Source organism: Chromobacterium sp. Ag138 (assembly GCF_055181315.1).
In genome coordinates this window covers 1,142,181-1,159,771 of sequence record NZ_JBUPWA010000001.1, presented here as the reverse complement: position 1 = coordinate 1,159,771, position 17,591 = coordinate 1,142,181, and the positions used below count along the sequence as shown (strand labels likewise).

Sequence of the window (17,591 nt, the reverse complement as noted above, 5' to 3'; positions counted from 1 at the left end):
CTCGAGAGGGTGGTGGGGTATTGCCGCTCGTTCTGGCCCCGGTTCGTGCCGGGTTTCCGTCACCAGCTGACGACTACCTCGACGACAGCATCAACCTGCATGAGTACCTGGTTGACGATCCGCCGGCGACGTTCATCGTCCGCGTCCGTGGCGACTCGATGATCGGCGCGGGCATTGCCGACGGCGACCTGCTCGTCGTGAACAAGGGGCTCGCGCCGGCGCATGGCAACATCGTCGTCGCCGTGATTGATGGCGAGTTCACGGTCAAGCGCCTGCACCGCCGCGGCGCGCAGTGCGCGCTGATGCCGGAGAACCCTGCCTATGCGCCAATTACGCTGCACTCCGGCCAAGAGCTACTGGTCTGGGGCGTGGTGACCGGCGTCGTCAAGAGGCTGCTGCCATGAGCTCCAAGACCCTGTTCGCCCTGGTGGACGGCAACAGCATGTACGCCAGCTGCGAGCGAGTGTTCCGGCCGGACCTGATCGGCCGACCCATCGTCGTGCTAAGTAACAACGACGGCTGCGTCGTGGCGGCCAGTGCCGAGGCCAAGGCGCTACCGGGGGTGAAGATGTTCGGCCCGTTCTTCGAGATCGCCGACGTGTGCCGCGAGCATGGCGTGGCCGTGTTCAGCTCGAATTATGCCCTCTACGGCGACATGAGCCGACGCATGATGCGGGTGCTATCGGAGTTCGCCGCAGAGCAGGAGGTCTACTCAATTGACGAGTGTTTCCTCGACATGACCGGCATGCCGGACTTGGACAGCCATGGCCACCGGATGCGCCAGGCGGTGCTGCAGCGTGTCGGCATCCCGACCTGCGTCGGAATGGGCCCGTCCAAGACGTTGGCCAAGCTGGCGAATCGGATCGCCAAGAAACGACTGGAGTGGGGTGGCGTGTTCGAATGGGACTTCGTGACGCCGGCCGAGGCCGATCTGATGATGGCGCAGATAGAGGTTGGCGATGTGTGGGGCATCGGGCGCCGGCTGTCCGAGCAGCTACAGGGGATGGGTGTGTTCAGTGCGCTGGACCTCAAGCGGGCCGACCCGCGGCGCATCAAGCGGCAGTTCAGCGTGGTCTTGGAGCGGACGGTACAGGAGCTGAACGGCATCAGTTGCCTGGCGCTGGAAGACGTCGCGCCAAGCAAGCAGCAGATCATTGCCAGCCGGTCGTTTAGCCAGAAAGTCAAAGACCTGAACACCCTGGTGGCATCCATCTCTCACCACGCGGCGCGCGCGGCTGAGAAACTGCGAGCCCAGGGCAGCACGGCGCGCATGATCGGCGTTAGCATCCGCACCAGCCCGTTTTCAGACGTGGCTCAGTATCGGCCCTATATCGTGGTGCCGATGGTCCAGGCGTCCGACGATACTATCGAAATCACGCGCGCGGCGCTGGCCGGCCTGCGCGCCATCTACCGGCGCGGCTACCTGTACCACAAGGCCGGCATCGTCTTGCTGGAAATTAGCCCGCGTGGAATCGTGCAGTCCGACCTGTTCGCGGCGCCGCCAGACCCGAAGCGCGAGAAACTGATGCAAACCATGGACACGATCACGCAACAGTTCGGGCGCGGTACGGTGCGCCTGGCGTCTGAGGACATGACTCAGCGCTGGCATATGCGCCAGGATGTGCGGTCGCCGCGTTACACGACGCGGCTAGATGAGCTGCTGGTTGTCCGCTGACCCGCCTTGCGCGGCTGCGGCGCATCGGTGGCGACCATCTGCTCGGCTGGGTAGTGATTGAGGAAGGCTCGCGCCATCTCTGATTCCTGGCACGCCAGCCAATCCTGATATTGATCCGGCGGCACAATGACCAGAGCGCGTTTTTCATCACCTGGCTTGTGCATGCGCTTCATCAGCGGATGCTCGTCAGCGTTGATGGTGATCTGCGTAAATGCATAGCTGACCGCACCCTCCGGCTCCTGCCACTCCCGCCACATTCCGGCCACCGCAAAGGGCTGGCCGCTGACCATGGCGATCCGCGTTCGCACCGCCTTACCGGTCTCATAGCAGGGCTCGAAAAAGGCCTGCATCGGCACCAGGCAAAGTTGGGAATTGCGCCAGGCCCCCTTGTATGTTGGCTTCTCGCCGATGGACTCTGCGCGCGCATTCATTGTCGTGAAGCGCACGCCCGGCGGCAGGTGGTGCTTGGGCACAAAGCCATATGTCGCCAGCCTCAGACCGTCGCGTGTGATGATCGGCGCAGCGTAGTCCTGCCAGCATTCCTGCTTCCAAAGATCGTCTTCGACCTCATAGCCAAATTGCTGGCGGATCTGCTGCGCCGTTGGCGGGGTGAAATTTACACACATGAGAAAAGCATAGCACCAGACCTCAAGGCTTGCAGCACGTGAGGTCGAAAATGGCATACCTAGAACAGCCCTCCCTCCTCCATGTTCCAGTTTGCAATCACCAGCTCGCCCGACGATTTCGGCGCGCCCTGGCGCTGGTTGCCGTTGCTGTAGCGGATGTCCAGCTCCAGCATGTGATGGCCAGCAAACGCGCGCCGGATGTCCGGGTGGTCGTTGATGCTGACCATCACCCGGCCGCGCACGCTCCTCATAATCTCGGCCATGGCCTCATACTCGCCGAACGGGAACGGCACGCCGTAGCCCTCGGTCTGCCAGTAGGGCGGGTCCAGATAGAAAAACGCGTGCTCGCGGTCGTAGCGCTCAATACAGCGACGCCAGTCCAGATTCTCTACCGTCACGCCGGCCAGGCGCAGATGGGCGGCGGACAGGTTCTCCTCAATCCGCAGCAGGTTGACCATCGGCGCCGTGGTCGACGTGCCGAACGACTGGCCGGCCACCTTGCCGCCGAACGCGTGCTGCTGCAGGTAGAAAAAACGCGCGGCGCGCTGGATGTCGGTCAATGTCTCCGGCCGAGTCTCCTGCAGCCACGCAAACACCTGACGGCTGGACAGCGCCCATTTGAACTGGCGCACGAACTCTTCCAGGTGGTGCTGGACAACCCGGTACAGGTTGACGAGGTCGCCGTTGACGTCGTTGATGATCTCGCACGGCGCCGGCTGCGGCCGCAGGAAGAACAACGCCGCGCCGCCACAAAACACCTCGATGTAGCAGCTATGCGGCGGGAACAGGGGCAGCAGGCGGTCTGCAAGGCGGCGTTTGCCGCCGATCCAAGGGATGATGGGGGATGCGTTCATAGATGACTCCCAGGCCCTCGCGGGGCTCAGGAGTGGGGGCGCGAGGCCCTCGGGGAATGCCGGCGGGTGCCGGCGGGTGGTTAAATGCCTTCGGGCATCAGGTCTCCGCTGTTGAGATCGGCGCAGTAGCTCAGCCTGGCCAGCTGCTCGGCCGGGACGTCGGTTGCCACGCCGCCAACCGCCTCAATTACAATCCCGTACTTGCGGCTCAATTCAGCCAGTTCGCGGCAGAAATCGCGGTATTCGGTCGGTATCATTTTTTGCTCCTGTGTCGTTGTTGGCGTGACACCATTACCGCTCTGATACGCCCAACAGTCGAGCGGAACCCGACATCCGCCGGGCTCCAGTGGCATACCAGCGACAGCTCAATTCCGCGGCGCCGCCGACCGCAAAACGCTCTGCAATTTCTGCCGCGCCGCCGGTGCCGTCCAGCGGCAGGCGGGCTGGCCGTCGGCGGCCTCATCCACTACCCGCCTGCGCGCCGGCCGGCAGTGGCGACGTAGCGACATAGCAGTTCATAGCCCGACAGCGTGGGCATTTGATATTCAGTTTCATGAACTCGCCCTCGGCAAGTTTCTTATTGCAACAATTACAACGAACTTCAATCATGACGAGCCTTAATTGTCTGTGATAGGCTTTCCATGCTGTCGACAGCTGGGAAAGCCCACGGTCAAGGCTCGCAGACGCAACTGCGAGTGCAACGATGGCGCGGCCTGCTGCTGCAACAGCCGGCCGCGCCGCTTTCTTACTGCTTTCGATCGGACTGAATCAGCGCCTGGCAGGCTGCGAGCTGGCGGGAGACGTCGTCAGCCTCGGCGGCGAGGCGTAGAGCATCGTCTCCATGCGCGGTAAGAAAGTCGCCTCCCGTTTCACCATCACGTCCGATGGCGCCGGCGGCAGCACCGGGCAGACGCTGGGCGTCGGCGAGTTGCTGGTCCCGCAGCCGGAGAGCAGCAGTACGGCGAGCAAGAGCAGCCTGCAAATCCAATTTCCCATTCTCCAATTCCTCCTGATAAGCGGCGGACACGGCCTGGTCATTAGTCGCCGCTTGCTGTTCATGTTGCCGCGCGCTACGCTCCGCACCTACCTGGCGCTGAGCATCGCCGGCAGCTCGCCGCGCGCTGTCCAGGTCGGCCAACACGCCGCGGCAGTACCAGCCCAGGCCTGCCAATGCGCAGACCAGCGCCAGCCCTGCCAGTAGCTTCCAATTTCGGATCAGCCACATGTCACACCCCCTGCAGGAATAGCGCCTGCTCCGCCTGGCGGCGACGAGTCAGTCCGTCCACCACCTGGCCACCGGCCCGGTTCCAGCGCGGGAACTGCTCGGCGGCGCCGGCGTAGTCGCCCTGGTTCAGCAGGCGCAACAGCGTGGAGCTGCGGAGATTGCCCAAGCCAAGGTTGTAGCTGAAGCTGACCAGGGCGGCGAACTGGTTGGCATTCAGCGGTGCCGCCACCGCCTGGCTGACGCCAGCCTCGAATTTCTGCAGATCGGCGACCAGCAGCTGGTCTGCCTGCTGCTGGGTGATGGCCAAGCCGGCCTTCACGTCCGGCCCTGTGTGGCCGTAGCCAATGGTCCAAACCCCCACCATGTCCTGGTAGGCGGCGAGGCGAATGCCCTCGAATTGCTTGATCAGGCTGATGCCCGCGGCGTTGGTTTTCATTGCATCTCCAATGGAAACGGCCCGCACGAGGCGGGCCGAATGGTCAGTTGCCGGCATGGACGCCGGCTGGCAAAAACGAGGCATTTCTACTGCTGGGGAATACGATGCGCGCTCTGCCGTTTGTGTTGTACGGCCTATTCATAGCCGTAGTGCTCTATTTGCTGGCAGGCTGGGTCGAGGAGAAAAACGACCCGGACGCATGCGCGCCGCGGTCGGATCAAAAAATCGATCTGCTCTCGCCGGCCTGCGTGGAACAACGGATTGAATCGCAGCTGCAGGATTAGCGCGCGAGCGTGTCCGCCCGGCGTTTGAGCCACGCCTCCAGGTACTGCGCGCCCAGGATGCCTAGGCCGGCGCCGATGCCGACCAGCGCCGGCAGCGGCAGGTTCGGGAACTGCATCAGCGCCACTCCCGCAATCGTCGACGTGGCTCCGCCGAGAATGGCGCGGCCGACGGCCAGTCGGGCGGTAATCTGCTCATTGCTCACCAGCAGTTTGCCCAAACCAATCAACGCACCTACCCCCACCAGGACCAGCAGCCCCTTTTCGTGTTCCTGCATGTCGCCTCCCTGAAATGAATCAGGGCCGGTTTTGCCGGCCCTGGTGGATTGCTCTCACGTTGTTGATCAGCACCGCGGTGTACATCACCGCGAGCAGAGCATAGGCCGGCCATGGCGGCCGCAGCCCCCAGCACGCCGCCAGTAGCGCGAGCTTGGTCAGCAGCAGCGCGGGCAGCACGCCGACGCGGCCCATCGCGCGGGCCAGCCAGCCATTGGCCTCGCGGCCGATCCCGGTGCGCAGCGCGTACCAGGTGCTGGCGATGTCCAGCAGTTGCTGGATCGAGACGATGGCCATCAGCAGGCGCATCACGACGTGCCCCCCGCCGCGGCATTCGCGAGCTGCGCGCGCAAGCCCGCGATCTCTGCGTCTCGCTCCGCCAACTGCCGTCTCAGCGCCTCGACCTCGGCTAGAGCGTTGACGTTGAGCGCAGCGGCGATGTCGCCCAGCGCCTCGCCGGCGGCGCCGGCCACCAGCGCCACCGGCTGGGCCATGCCAGTTTCCGTTCGACTCTCGCCAGTCAATGCGTTTTTCGCCTCGGCGGCATAGATCACATGCGCGCCGGCGATGCCGTTCGCCGTACCGCGCACCAGAAATTCATACAGATAGGGTTCGCTCATATGGCCCTCAAAGGTCTGTCATTGTTTGAATGCGCCATTTCTGGCCGTTGCTGAAAACATGCGACTGCCCGGCCGGCCCGTCGGTAATATATGCGACCGCTGCAGGCCACAGATCTGCAGCCGGCAGCGTAGCCCTGGTATATGCGCCAGGGACAATGAGCCCGCGAGCGAGAACGTGCCCACCTCCACTCAGCTTCACATTTTGACCACCGGCAGGGCTTACAACCGTGAATGAGCCGTCACCCATCATTTCAAAAACAGCATCTCCCTGCGTCGCATCCGCGCCATTCGCAACCCGAAACTGCACGGTCGCAGACGAGCCATCGTAGTTGCGCGCATGAACCATGCAGTTCGCCAGGAAGCGGGCTGCCGAATCAGCCCGCCAGAGGGTGTAGGCCGCATCGTTCCGCGCGCAGTACAGCGACAGAAATGACCCAGCGGATCGCCACTGCGAGAATCCTGAACCGATGTCCGCCGCCTGCCGCATGCTGCCGTTGGCGACACCCGTGAACGTCATCTGTCCGGAAATCACGCGATTGTTGATGGCATTCGTCATCGCCCGCCAGGACGGCACCTGCCGCGTGCTGCCGTCCTCGGCAATGATCGTCGCAGTATCAGCACCAGGGTCGAACACGCTCCAGTAACTCCGCGCAGCGACATACCACGCCTGCTGCATTTTCCCAAGCTGGGCCGCCAAGCCCGCCCAATCATCCGCCATGTTCCTCGCCCTCCAATGAATCAGCCCCGCCGGTTTGATCCTGGCGGGGCTTCGGGAAATTTGTTTTTACGGCCCTGATGCGGTCCAGCATCTGCCGCATCTCGTCGTTGAGGAGCTCCGGCGGCAGGCTGGCAACCCAACGCCACAACACGTCCCATTGATCACCCAGCGGCGGGTACTGCGATTTGCGCGCGGCGCGGTGGTCGCCGTGGTGATGGATTTTCATGTCGCTACCTCGAACGTGGCGGACTGGGCTGGCCAGGCCTCAACCTGGATGTGATGCAGTCCCGGCAGTGCAAACGACAGCTCACACTCGGCGTCGTCGCAGTCGTACGGCGTGCCGTCCACCACCAGCACGCATGGCGCCGGCAGATCGCGCAGCACCATGCCATCCAGCCGGGCCGGGTTCGGCGGGCGCGCCTCAAACACTCCGTCGCCGCGGACATATTGCGTCAACGGGTCCGCCTCGCCCTGCAACAGCGGTTTGCCCATGGCAAATTCGACCTCGACGTTTTCGAGCGAGGCGAGACCGGTTTGCAAAATGCGGCCGGTCTCCTCCTCATACTCAATGATGCTGATTTTCTCCATGCATCCTATCTCCTGTACAAAACGGCACCATAACGAATCTGGCCTGATGTTCCCTGGTTCTGGATCGGCATGTTGACGCCCACCGTTACCGTTTCGCCTGCTGACACATCAAGCACCAACACACCGCTACGCCCCCCGAGCGGCGTGCCACGCCCACGCGCATATAGGTTTGCAGCAGTGGTTACCGGATCATCGGCAAACACGAGCAGCGTGCCACGATCACTGCAGTAGAACGGAAATGAATAATCGAACCGCGGGGCCCATGCCTGAACAGAAATCGACCTGGTGTCGTTTTTGCTGACTGCCTCCCCTTTGATTTGCAGGGTGTCCACCTGCAGGTTACGGATGTACGATGCGTCCATGCCGTTCATGCTGACTATGACGCTACCGAGCGAGTCGCGGATGGTCATGCCGCGAGTGTCGATCTGCCCGACCGTCAACAGCCCCTTGATGTACCCGGCGCCCATACCCGTCATGTCGACCACGACATTGCCGGCCATGTCCCTAATTGTCAGGCCTCGACTGTTGATCTGCCCGGCATCCACCGAGCCGTCTACCAACACGCGCCGACCGACCAGCGATCCGTCGGCAATCAGATCGCCAGCCAGGCCCAGCGCCGGCCGCCCGTTGATGCTGGTGAGGATGAACACCTGGCGCGAGCCGTTGCCATCCGGTTGAGAGACCACCAGTCGGTCGCAGAGAAAATCGACCGCGCTGCCATTCGGATCAGTCCGCAAGCCGATGCCGGCGACCTTCCCCGAAGAGTTCAACTTGATGATTTTCTCGGCCACCACGCCGTCTACCGTCCGGCTGATCTCCTGTAGGCTGGCCGTGTGGTTGCCGACCGTGGTCTGCATCGTCCCGACTCGCTCCGTCAGCGCCGAGTCAGCCGCGGCGCGCGCCGTGGACTCCTCGACAATGCCGGCGGCGGCCGCATCCACCCGAGCGGCCAGCAGCAGCCGCTCGTTCGCCTCCTGCCGCAGGCTGTCGCCCAGCGTGCTGAGCTGGCGCTTGGCGAACGCGTAGTGGTTGCCCTGCGTGCTGCGGATCTCGTCCGCCGTCAGCATCTGCTGCATCTGCGCCTGGATCAACGAGTTGACGCTGCCCTGGACACCCGCGGCCTGCTCGATGGGCGTCCGCAGCGACTCCTGCAACTGCGAGCTGGTGAGGCTGTTTTTCAGTTGTTCCAGCAGAAGATCGACATTGCGTACCGTGGTAGCGCGCGCGGTTACGGCATCGCCAACATTTCCCCAGGTATCCACGATACGCAATTGATACTGCACCGTCGTCCCAGCGATCAGGCCCAGGTGCGTGTACACCGCGGCCGGGTAGGCAATGTCGGCCAATTTCACCCAGGCCGAGCCATCGGTGCTGGCGAACAGCTGCGCGCCGCGCAGATCGGCCCGGTCCGGGTAGGCCCAGCGCAGGGTGATCTGCATCATCTCGCCGGTCGCTGTGAACGCGGTCGCCACCGTCGGCGGCGTGGCGTGGCCCTGGATTTTGAGCGAGGCCACCGCCGGCGCCGAGATCGTGCCGTCGGCGAACACTGCCGACACCGACACCTCCAGGTCCTGTGGATCGGTATCCCAGCTGTACGACGTATCCGGCACCACAGCCGCCTGCCACGCGCCGCCTGCGCGCCGGTATTTCAGCTGGTAGTTGATCGCGCCGCGCAGCGGTGGCCAGACGGCCGTTACCACCGCCACGCGCCGGCCATCACCGGTCACCCGGCTGGACTCCGACAGCCGTAGGAAACCCAGCGCCGGCGGCAGCGACGGCGCCGCGCCGCCGGTGCTGAAATCGCCCGACTCGGCTGCGTAGTACGCCGGGTTGTCGTCGATCGCCGTGAATTTCACGCCGTCGGCGGCAGGTTTGACGTCTACGATTTTGACGCGGCGGCCAGGCTGCGAGCCGTTGTCGTAGAACCACATCCAGTCATACGGCACGCTGTCCGGCGACTCATCCGGCACCGGCAACGGGCCGCCGGCATCTGACGCGGGAATCAGGTCACGCAGCTGCAGTACATCGCCATCGCCGCTGCCCGGCTTGACCCGGTAGGTCGCATAGCGGCCATCCGGAAACCGGATGCCGATCCAGCCGCTGGCGCCCAGCGGCACGGCGCGGTCCAGCCGCAGCTGGCCGCGACTGCCGCCGAGCAAACGGCCGGAATAGGACCAACTGGCCAGGTCGTGGCTCAGCAGCACCACGTCGCCGCGCGTCGCCACCAGGCCCTCGAAATCGGTCTCCCAGCTGACGCGGCGGCGGTGGTACAGCTGCGAGGCGGCGATCAGGTTCGCCTCGCGGCCGGCCATGCTGGCATCGCAGCAGCCGACGAAATCCAGCGTGACCGGATTGGTCGGCGCCACGACGCCCGGCACCCGTACTCGCACCTGGTCGAGCTCATATCCGCGAGTGGGGTTGCTGAAATTGACCACCACCTCGTCGGCGGTCTGCTCAGCCGTGTACTCGATCCGGAACGAGCCGGCGCGGATGTTGGCCGGGCCGAACACCGCAACCACCGGCAGGTCGGCGGCATCCCAAATCACCCCGAGTTTGCCGGTCTGCCAGGTGTAGCGGGCGCGGCCGCAGCGGGCGATCATCGTCAACACGTCGGCGATGCTGTAGGCGCGGTCCAGCACCAGGCCGACGCTCAACTTTTTGGCGTCGCACCAGGCGGCCCACACCCTGATCGCGTCGATGTCGATGCGCGCATCCGGCAGGCCGGCGCCATACATCCGCCGGCCCTGGGCGTCGAATGCGCCGCGGGCAAACCACAGATACCACCACGCCGGGTTCGTCGTGGCTTGCGTCGTCCAGCCGCTGCCGGTCCACACCGGGCAGCTGGCCACTGCCATCGCCGACAGCTCGTCGACGGCGCCGTTGAGCTGGCTGGAGGCCTTGATCTTGAGCCCGACGCGGCGCTGGCCGGCGTAGTTGGTCGTGTCCTGCCGGTAGGCGCGCAGGCCGGCCAACGCGAAATCGTTGCGCTCGCGGCTGGTGCTGACGTCGCCGCTGGTCTTGCGGACGCGGATCTCGTACTGCGCCGCCGGCAGGTCCTGCATCAGCGACCGGCGCACAGGCGTGATGCTATTGCCCGCTAGCCGGTATTTGCCGTACTGATCACCGCCATACGGCTGCCAGGCGCCATCCGGCAGTCTGCGATACTGGATCTCGGTATCGACGTTGCGCCACTCCATGTCGCCGCGGTCGTTGGCGTAGTAGCCTACACCCTGCAGGTCCATGCCGATGGCGATGGTGTCGCGCGCAACCTGGCGCACCACCCAGCCGTCCGCGGATTTGATCTCGCGGCCGGTGTCCATGTTCACGTTGCCGAACACCGGCGGCAGGCGGCCATCCGCACCGGCATGGGTCAGCTCGACGCCCTGGTAGGTGCCGATTGGCGTATCGCCGATGCGGATGTCCGACAGCTGCAGGTCGGGCTGCAGGCCGAAATGGTAAACCTGATACAGATATTGGTCCTGACCATCAAACTCTGTGAACGGGTTGCCGCCCGCATCCGGCACGAACCGGCGTTGGCCGATCACCAGCGGCATCGGCGCGAATGTGCGGGCGCGGTTGCGCGCGCCGGACAGCGCGTAGTTCTGGCTGATGGAGGCGTCGCCGCGCCCGCCGGCTCCGCCGATGTCCGGCATCGGTGGCGGCAGCAGTGCATTGATCAGCATCGAGCCGCCGAGCATGATTAAAGCGGCACCTGATGTGGCGGTGATGCCTAGCGCCCCGGCCATCGCCGTACCAGCTAAGGCACTGCCAAGTGGTGCGGCCACCAAGACCAATGCTACAAGGGCAACGGTACGAAGTACTTTATTGCCTCCGCCGCCACCAGCCACCACCGCGCGGATCTCAACCAGGTCTCCGCGGCGCATACGGTAGCAATGCCAGTCCGGCAGAGGCCGGCCGTTGACGCATACCGCCAGTGGTCCGCGATCGACATCGATACGCAGCCGCCGCAAATAGCCGAACAGCGTTTCGTTGCGGCGGTGCGGCTCGTAGATCACCTGCCTGCCGACGGCAGTCAGCGGGTGCGGAGAATGCACCAGGGTTGGTTTCACAGCCATTCGTAGAATCCCTCAATCTGATAGCCCTGCCTCGACAGGTCGCGCACGCGCTGGCGCAGCACGAACCCGGCGCACTCATCGGCGTGCAGCACCCACCACTCGCCGGCCAGATGGCACATCACGCCGATGTGCTGGGCGCGGCCGCGCGCGATCAGCAGCACCGGCTGGGCGTCTGCCGGCGCATCGACGCGGCGGGCAAACTCGTCCTGGTGCTGTTGGATCAGCGCGTTGCGCCCGAACGGCCCTGGCCGGCGGGTGCCGGGCAGTTGGATGTCCAGGCCCAGCACGTCGCGCGCGACGGCGCTTGCCAGAACGGCGCAGTCGGCCGCGTCGGGCACGTAGTCGTGGCCGACATAGCGATCAGACCAATGCATGGGGAAACCTCGATCAGAACAATGCCGGAGCAGTGCTCGGCGTGTAGTAGCGGGTGACTGCTGGCTGGTTGAGCAGATCGGCGTAACCGAGCGTGGCGGATACCCGTTCCCGGTCCATCGACAGTCCACTCATGTCCAGCGTGATGTCGAACTCGATGAGATTCGGCGTGAACCGCATCACCTGCATGATTCTGCAGGTGGCACCCACGCCGCCGCCGGACTGCTCCAGCCACTGGGTCAATTCGCGGCCGATGTTGTCGATCTCCAGCCGCGCCTGCGGCAGCTGGTTGTCGGTATCGTCTGGCAGGGTGATGTCGAACGCGCAGGCGATGAACTCGTCGCCGGCGACAACGATATTCTGCGTGTCGCCTACCACCCGAACAGGCACCGCCAGCAGCGGGTGCCGGATCTCCAGCAGCATCAGCAGGATGTCGTCGCCGCTGGTGGCGTTGAGTTGTTCGCGGGCATGCTGTGAGTAGGGGCGGGCCATTCGATCCTCCAGAAAGCAGAAACCCCGCCGAAGCGGGGTTTGGATTTATGACTTACTCAGCCAAGCGAGTAAACAACTCAACATGAGCATAACAACCGCGGTGATACGGGTTTCAAGGCCTACGCAGTCAATGGTCAGAATGAAAACGCAGAGGCAGTAAATATTGCACTTCATGTTTGATAGTACCCATTCATTGTTTTGGGACCATCAAATTGTCGAGTGCACCGAGCGAGCATTCCTCTTGTGGGATTTCCGCTAACCGATGGTTTCGATGGAGGCGGACGCCGCCCAGGCATCCGGCCCAGCGGGCCGAAACGTAGGAGGCTCGGTGAACCTGGCGCGAAGTTGCTTGCCGAACAGCGCCAACGTAAACCAGTCTGCGCCACCGTGAAGGTCCTCGCCATACCAGTTATCGAAGATCGCCCGATTGCCGGCTCCTCCGATCAGCAGCGTGGCGCTGCGGCTGACGATGGGCAGCGACCACCTGGCCCGCTGTTTCGGCATACCGCCGTCCATCGCTGACCGTTGCAGCCCGTAGTCCGATTTCTCGCTGTAGCCATCCAGATCGATCAGCACAAACGAGGGCAGGGCAGGAATTGACATGCGTTCTCCTTATCCTCCGCGGCGCAGGCCATAGGCGCGTTCCATGGTGGATGAAATCGGACCACCACGGCGCATGTCGGTCACGATCAAATCGACGATCACATTGCCGAACTGATCGAATCGCGGCTGCCCCTGCTGCTGGGCCTGCAGCGGCTGGCTGCTCTGGTTGATCACGTTGACCTGCACATCCACCGACGGCGCGCCGCCGCCAGCCGAACGCACGCCCAGCCTGCCAGATCCGTCCCGGGTCAGCGGCATGATCGCCTCTGGCCCGGCCTCTCCCATAACACCCAACCCGGCCGCGTGCGCAAACGCAGTTGGTCGAGAGACGATGGAATTTGTGAACGCCGCGCCGGTGGCGAACAGCTGCGCACCGGATAGCCAGGCACCACCCTTGGCTTGCAAAGGGCCGACGCCGGTAGCCGTGCCATCCACAATCGGCGCGGCAGGGCCAGAGCTTCCAAACATGCCCGATAAAAATCCTGATAGCGGTCCGGTGACGCTTTGTCTGATTTGAATGCGGACCATGTCTTCGATGATGCTGTTGGCCAAGTCCCTGAACGACAGCTTTCCAGTTGTTACAAACCTAGTCAGCGCATCCTCCATGCCACCCATTGCCCGGGAAAACGCGGCCCCTACCTCATCACCGATACGGATGGCGTTATCGGCATAGTCTGCTAGAGCCGCCTTGGCGCCCACTGTCCAGTTGCCAGCCAAGGACAGCTTTTCGTCGACTGCCCGTACTGCGGCCTCGGCCCGTTGCGCGCCTGCTTTGCCCAACAGTCGTTGTTCAGCCTCCAGATCCTCGACTATGCGCTTTCGCTCGGTGCGCGCCGCTTCAGTTGTTGCTGCGGCCTCATCGGCTTTGGCCTGGTTGATCTTGATCTGCAGGTCCAGCAGTTGCCGCTTGGTTTCCACCTCTACGGTCCATTGCGCTTGAGCACGCTCGCGCTGGCTAATGCTCAGAGTCATGAACTCCAACTGCTTCGCCATATCCTCGCGTTGCAGTTGCATTTCGCCGGTGCGGCGCTGGTCGGCCTCGTCCAAGCTTTTCTGGACGCTGATCCGGTCCTTCAGCGCGGCGGTCAGCTCCTGCCGCTGGCCCAGCTCGTCGGCCAGGCTGGCGCGCAACCGTAGATTGGCCTTTGCTGCCTCCGTGGTAGCCACGCCTTCCTGGTAGCGGAACTTCAGTGCCAGCTTGGCGCCTTCGGTCATTTTGTCGTAGGCGGCGCCGTTTTTCCCCATGGCCTCTGCAATCTGATTTTCGGCGGCAATGCGTGACTGCAGATCGGCGACTTCGCGGTCCTCCTGCTTGCCGAACGGCGATTCTTTGCGGGGTTTGTCGCTGTATTTTGTGACGATGTCTTGCCTCATTTTGGCGACAGTGGCGTCATCGTACTTATTGCCCAGCCCGGCGGCGCGAGCTGAGCTAACCAGCTTGTCCAACTCTTCCAGTTCGTGCTTGATTTTTTCTTTACCGCTACGGAGGGATTCAACACGCTTGTCTAGGTCCTGGCTTGCCTTGATCCCAGCTTTGTTGATTGCTTCTCTGTCTTGTTGCTGTTGTGCCAAGCTTTTTTCTCGGCGAATATCGGCTTCGAGTCCAGCAATTGTAGCTCGTAATTGTGGGATTTTCTCGGCTTCCCAAGAGGCGCCATTTTTCGATAGGGATTCGATCGTTCTCAGTTCATCTTGGGCTGATTTTAAACTATCGGTTAATGTTGTGGGGGCTTGAATCTTTTTAATTGCCTCCCAGTAGTCACCAATGGACTTTGTAAGCGAGCGCCACATTTTTTCTACAGTGCCAAGACTATTTTGGGATACTTCCGCAAAGTGGCTGACCAAAATTTGCGAGGCCTCATATTTGGCTTGTTCTTCTTGGCCGACTTCCTTCAGTGCAGCAATGTGATCAAATTGAATGGCAGTTAAGAAACCAAACCTGCTATTCAATTCGACTAATTTTTCAATGTTTCCGCTGATGGCTTCTGCAAATTCGTTTGCGGCTTTTGTGCCTTTTTCTCCCGTTGCATCCGCATAAATCTGAGCAGAAGTCGCAACGTTTTGCAGCGCTTGCCCGGCAAGTTTTCCTCCATTCACCAGTTCCAACATGGTGTCGCGAGTTGTGCCTAGGCTCATGCTAGAAGCTTTGGCTACGGCCTCTGTCATTTGCTGGAAGGACTCTGCTGACAAGCCAGCCGCATGGCTTGTCATGTCTAACGTCATGTTGAGCTGGCGCAATTCCTTATGGCTTGCATATGCGGCATAGCCAAGAACAGCCGCTGCAGCGGCGGCAATCGTGTATGGATTGAGAAGACCCAGCACATATGTGGCCATCCCCTTGGCGGCTTCGCCAACGCTTCCGAACATATCCTTGATCTGGCCGCCTTGTTGCATGAACACGGTAAATGCATTTTGACCACTGGATAGGGAAACCACTATATCGGTGAACTGGGCAGGCAGCATTCGCATGGCGTTGGACATCTGTCCTGCACTGATTCCAACATTCTTCTGTTTGGCAGATACTAATTCAAGTTGTTGTAGGTAGGGCTCTAGTGCTCCGCTGTCAATCCCACGTTGCTGTGCAAGTATCCTGAAGTAGTCAGAGCTGGCTTTACTGCCAACTTCCATGCTGACAGTTGTGCGCTGGATCGAGTTGATCATGTTGCGGGTGGCTGCTTCCATCTTGCGCGCTGCAGCGTCGCCACCCTGTCCAATCTGTTGCACCCGCGCGCTGGCAACCTCGGCTGGCTGAGCTGCCTCCTTGAGACTAGCCAAGCTTTTGCCGGTAGAGTCGACCGCTTTTGACGCTTGATCGGTAGTCTTCTCCAAACTGCTCAGCGCTTGATCTATTTTGGCAATGGACGCCGTCGCTCCAGACTCCCTGACCTCAAACTCTAGTATTCCACGGCCTATTTGTTCATTGCTCATAAATACTCCGGCATAAAAAAACCCGCCTTGGCGGGTGGTTGAAGCTATTTTGGAATAATCAACTGGTTTTTTTGCCTCTTACATATTCTTTAAACTTGGCATGTGAGTAATACACTTCATTCATGCAGCCATTTGGGATCCCGCAATATGCTCCAACTAGAATTCTGTATTTCCCATTCTCTAATGGCTGCTTGGTGATTTGATAAGCAAGGAATGGGCTGTATTCTGGAGGGTTATACGTATTTATTACAACATCGGTAACTAACTGGAGCTTAAAACGTGAATTTGTTGCAACCCATACTTGCGCCCTCTGCCAATATAAATCACATTGTTCTTTGCCATCGCAGATTAGAGGCTTTGCAGCGGCTTCTGCTATTGCTGGGTCAATAGGTTTGGTTGCACACCCGCCTAAAAGGAGTGCAGTTGTTATTGCAGTTAGTATATTTTTCATTAAAACACCCATTACTATGATGGAAGGTATGAGCAGTCTATTCAAACGGCATTCCGGTGTCACTTTTCTTGCATAACAAACAAAACTGCCGCCTCCATCGTTTGAATGTCTGCTTCCATCTGGTCGAACTGCTCCGGTTCCAGCTCCAGCCTGTCCATCATCCGGTACAGCACGTTGTAATCCAGTCCCACCGCGCCACCAAAACCTACCCGCCACTGCGTGCTCATGCGGTTGAGCAATTGAACGGCCTGCCAGTTGTCTGGCCAGACCTCCACATCCTGCTGCTGGCCCAGGTCGGCAGCGGTCAGCCCAAACGCCTCCAATTCGGCGGCATCGGGCTGGCGTTCATACATGGCGCGCGCGGCGGCGATCAGTTTTTTTCGCGGAGTCCCGTGAGCTCGCGAACGTAGGTATTCCAGATGGCCAGCGCGGCGCCATGGTGGTTTTCCAGCAGTTGGCGCACGTTATCGGGCGTCCAAGCGTCCACTAGATCCCAGCCGGCGGCGATTTGCTGGACCAACTCGATATCCGGCGTGGATTCCAGCTTCTCGGCCAAGCCACGAAGTTCGGTCCTGGTTTGGTGTTTGAAGGTGAGCGCCACCTCGGCGCTATCGCCGCCTGGCAGCGGGATGGCGACGGCGGCAGTGAATGTTGGCGCGACGGCCAGGGTGAGTTTTGCCATGGTCTATTCCTATGCGTAGTGGGATCAGTAGCGGGTGGACTTGCCCAGCAGCGAGAGGGTTACTTTTACCGCCATCACGTTGTTCTGCGACAGCTCCGGGGTCTCGTTGAACGAGACGTAGCAGTTGTAGAGAACGCTGCCGCCGTTGGGCAGGCTGAGCATGACAGCAGTGGGTTTGCGGCTGGCATCGGCGGCGCGCAGCACGGGGTAGCAGGGCAGGGACGGGTCATCGGCAATCTTCAGGGCAATCGACATGGCCGACCTGCCGTTCGGGATCTGTTGTTCTTCATCAGACTCCAAAAACTGGTAATTGGTGAATTTGGCCTCGCCACCGCTGGTATTGAAATCCAGCACCTGGGGAATCGGCGTCCAGCCGGTGACGGCCCGAGCGCTGCCCGCACCCAGGCCCACGCCGAACAACTTGGCATCGCTGGTATCAATGCCGTCGATCTTGAACGAGTCGGCAGCCGGCGCGGCGCCGACGCGGACAATGCGATTGTTGAGGCGAGCCCAGCCGCTATTCAGTTCGAGGATGTCGCTGGCGGCGAAGCCGTGCGCCGCGGCGCTGGCTACAGCCGGATTGGCGTTGCTGAGGGCGGTGATGGTTTTCGCCGGGCCGTAGGCGCTGGCGATCTGCAGAGTGCTGCCGCTGGGAAGGTAGACCGACATGTCGTTTCCTTTCAAATAA

General features: G+C 61.7%; 24 protein-coding genes. 3 read left to right on the top strand and 21 right to left on the bottom strand.

Annotated features, from left to right (window positions below; translation table 11 throughout):
- The first annotated feature begins 20 nt into the window (after positions 1–20).
- The gene (locus ACY3GB_RS04980; RefSeq protein ID WP_463087783.1) at positions 21–404 is read left to right on the top strand and encodes a LexA family protein; all 384 of its coding nucleotides are present in this window, start codon (positions 21–23) and stop codon (positions 402–404) included.
- Positions 401–1,675: a Y-family DNA polymerase gene (locus ACY3GB_RS04975; RefSeq protein WP_463087782.1), complete on the top strand. Its 1,275-nt coding sequence runs from the start codon at positions 401–403 to the stop codon at positions 1,673–1,675. The genes ACY3GB_RS04980 and ACY3GB_RS04975 overlap by 4 nt, the downstream gene beginning before the upstream one ends.
- Here the strand turns inward: ACY3GB_RS04975 and ACY3GB_RS04970 are convergent.
- From ACY3GB_RS04970 to ACY3GB_RS04945, 6 genes are all read right to left on the bottom strand, one after another.
- A complete protein-coding gene (locus ACY3GB_RS04970) occupies positions 1,636–2,358 on the bottom strand; it encodes an SOS response-associated peptidase (protein ID WP_463087781.1) in 723 nt (240 codons plus the stop codon). The genes ACY3GB_RS04975 and ACY3GB_RS04970 overlap by 40 nt on opposite strands.
- A 2-nt stretch (positions 2,359–2,360) precedes the next feature.
- A complete protein-coding gene (locus ACY3GB_RS04965) occupies positions 2,361–3,155 on the bottom strand; it encodes a DNA adenine methylase (RefSeq protein WP_463087780.1) in 795 nt (264 codons plus the stop codon).
- A gap of 80 nt (positions 3,156–3,235) precedes the next feature.
- The gene (locus ACY3GB_RS04960) at positions 3,236–3,412 is read right to left on the bottom strand and encodes a hypothetical protein (protein ID WP_463087779.1); all 177 of its coding nucleotides are present in this window, start codon (positions 3,410–3,412) and stop codon (positions 3,236–3,238) included.
- A gap of 202 nt (positions 3,413–3,614) precedes the next feature.
- Positions 3,615–3,764: a Com family DNA-binding transcriptional regulator gene (locus ACY3GB_RS04955; RefSeq protein WP_463087778.1), complete on the bottom strand. Its 150-nt coding sequence runs from the start codon at positions 3,762–3,764 to the stop codon at positions 3,615–3,617.
- Positions 3,765–3,900: 136 nt separating this feature from the next.
- Complete coding sequence (locus ACY3GB_RS04950) at positions 3,901–4,380, bottom strand: hypothetical protein (protein WP_463087777.1); 480 nt, start codon at positions 4,378–4,380, stop codon at positions 3,901–3,903.
- Position 4,381: 1 nt separating this feature from the next.
- Positions 4,382–4,816: a lysozyme gene (locus ACY3GB_RS04945; RefSeq protein WP_463087776.1), complete on the bottom strand. Its 435-nt coding sequence runs from the start codon at positions 4,814–4,816 to the stop codon at positions 4,382–4,384.
- A 104-nt stretch (positions 4,817–4,920) separates the two neighbouring features.
- Between ACY3GB_RS04945 and ACY3GB_RS04940 the strand changes: the two genes are divergently transcribed.
- Positions 4,921–5,100 (top strand): hypothetical protein, encoded by a 180-nt coding sequence (locus ACY3GB_RS04940; protein WP_463087775.1) that lies wholly within the window; start codon positions 4,921–4,923, stop codon positions 5,098–5,100.
- Here the strand turns inward: ACY3GB_RS04940 and ACY3GB_RS04935 are convergent.
- The 15 genes from ACY3GB_RS04935 to ACY3GB_RS04865 all read right to left on the bottom strand — a co-directional run bounded on the left by ACY3GB_RS04935 (position 5,097) and on the right by ACY3GB_RS04865 (position 17,572).
- The gene (locus tag ACY3GB_RS04935) at positions 5,097–5,375 is read right to left on the bottom strand and encodes a phage holin family protein (RefSeq protein ID WP_463087774.1); all 279 of its coding nucleotides are present in this window, start codon (positions 5,373–5,375) and stop codon (positions 5,097–5,099) included. The two genes, ACY3GB_RS04940 and ACY3GB_RS04935, sit on opposite strands and share 4 nt — an antisense overlap.
- 19 nt (positions 5,376–5,394) lie before the next feature.
- A complete protein-coding gene (locus tag ACY3GB_RS04930) occupies positions 5,395–5,682 on the bottom strand; it encodes a hypothetical protein (RefSeq protein WP_463087773.1) in 288 nt (95 codons plus the stop codon).
- Entirely contained in the window at positions 5,682–5,993 is a 312-nt protein-coding gene (locus ACY3GB_RS04925; protein ID WP_463087772.1) for a hypothetical protein, read from the bottom strand. Before ACY3GB_RS04925 ends, ACY3GB_RS04930 begins: the two co-directional genes overlap by 1 nt.
- A gap of 7 nt (positions 5,994–6,000) precedes the next feature.
- Entirely contained in the window at positions 6,001–6,711 is a 711-nt protein-coding gene (locus ACY3GB_RS04920) for a hypothetical protein (protein ID WP_463087771.1), read from the bottom strand.
- Positions 6,701–6,937: a hypothetical protein gene (locus ACY3GB_RS04915; protein WP_463087770.1), complete on the bottom strand. Its 237-nt coding sequence runs from the start codon at positions 6,935–6,937 to the stop codon at positions 6,701–6,703. Before ACY3GB_RS04915 ends, ACY3GB_RS04920 begins: the two co-directional genes overlap by 11 nt.
- Positions 6,934–7,299 carry a hypothetical protein gene (locus tag ACY3GB_RS04910; RefSeq protein ID WP_463087769.1) on the bottom strand — a complete coding sequence of 122 codons (366 nt, stop codon included), beginning with the start codon at positions 7,297–7,299 and terminating at the stop codon, positions 6,934–6,936. The genes ACY3GB_RS04915 and ACY3GB_RS04910 overlap by 4 nt, the downstream gene beginning before the upstream one ends.
- 5 nt (positions 7,300–7,304) lie before the next feature.
- A complete protein-coding gene (locus ACY3GB_RS04905; protein ID WP_463087768.1) occupies positions 7,305–11,375 on the bottom strand; it encodes a TipJ family phage tail tip protein in 4,071 nt (1,356 codons plus the stop codon).
- On the bottom strand, positions 11,366–11,749 hold the full coding sequence (locus tag ACY3GB_RS04900; protein ID WP_463087767.1) for a hypothetical protein: 384 nt from the start codon (positions 11,747–11,749) through the stop codon (positions 11,366–11,368). Before ACY3GB_RS04900 ends, ACY3GB_RS04905 begins: the two co-directional genes overlap by 10 nt.
- A gap of 13 nt (positions 11,750–11,762) precedes the next feature.
- Positions 11,763–12,239, bottom strand: coding sequence for a DUF1833 family protein (locus tag ACY3GB_RS04895; protein ID WP_463087766.1), 477 nt, complete (start codon positions 12,237–12,239; stop codon positions 11,763–11,765).
- A 255-nt stretch (positions 12,240–12,494) separates the two neighbouring features.
- Complete coding sequence (locus ACY3GB_RS04890; protein WP_463087765.1) at positions 12,495–12,842, bottom strand: hypothetical protein; 348 nt, start codon at positions 12,840–12,842, stop codon at positions 12,495–12,497.
- Between the two features lie 9 nt (positions 12,843–12,851).
- A complete protein-coding gene (locus ACY3GB_RS04885) occupies positions 12,852–15,770 on the bottom strand; it encodes a phage tail tape measure protein (RefSeq protein WP_463087764.1) in 2,919 nt (972 codons plus the stop codon).
- A gap of 58 nt (positions 15,771–15,828) precedes the next feature.
- Positions 15,829–16,266 (bottom strand): hypothetical protein, encoded by a 438-nt coding sequence (locus ACY3GB_RS04880; RefSeq protein WP_463087763.1) that lies wholly within the window; start codon positions 16,264–16,266, stop codon positions 15,829–15,831.
- Positions 16,267–16,280: 14 nt separating this feature from the next.
- Entirely contained in the window at positions 16,281–16,574 is a 294-nt protein-coding gene (locus tag ACY3GB_RS04875) for a DUF1799 domain-containing protein (protein WP_463087762.1), read from the bottom strand.
- 17 nt (positions 16,575–16,591) lie between these two features.
- Complete coding sequence (locus tag ACY3GB_RS04870; RefSeq protein ID WP_463087761.1) at positions 16,592–16,903, bottom strand: phage tail assembly chaperone; 312 nt, start codon at positions 16,901–16,903, stop codon at positions 16,592–16,594.
- A 24-nt stretch (positions 16,904–16,927) separates the two neighbouring features.
- Positions 16,928–17,572: a phage tail protein gene (locus ACY3GB_RS04865; RefSeq protein WP_463087760.1), complete on the bottom strand. Its 645-nt coding sequence runs from the start codon at positions 17,570–17,572 to the stop codon at positions 16,928–16,930.
- Between the last annotated feature and the right edge of the window lie 19 nt (positions 17,573–17,591).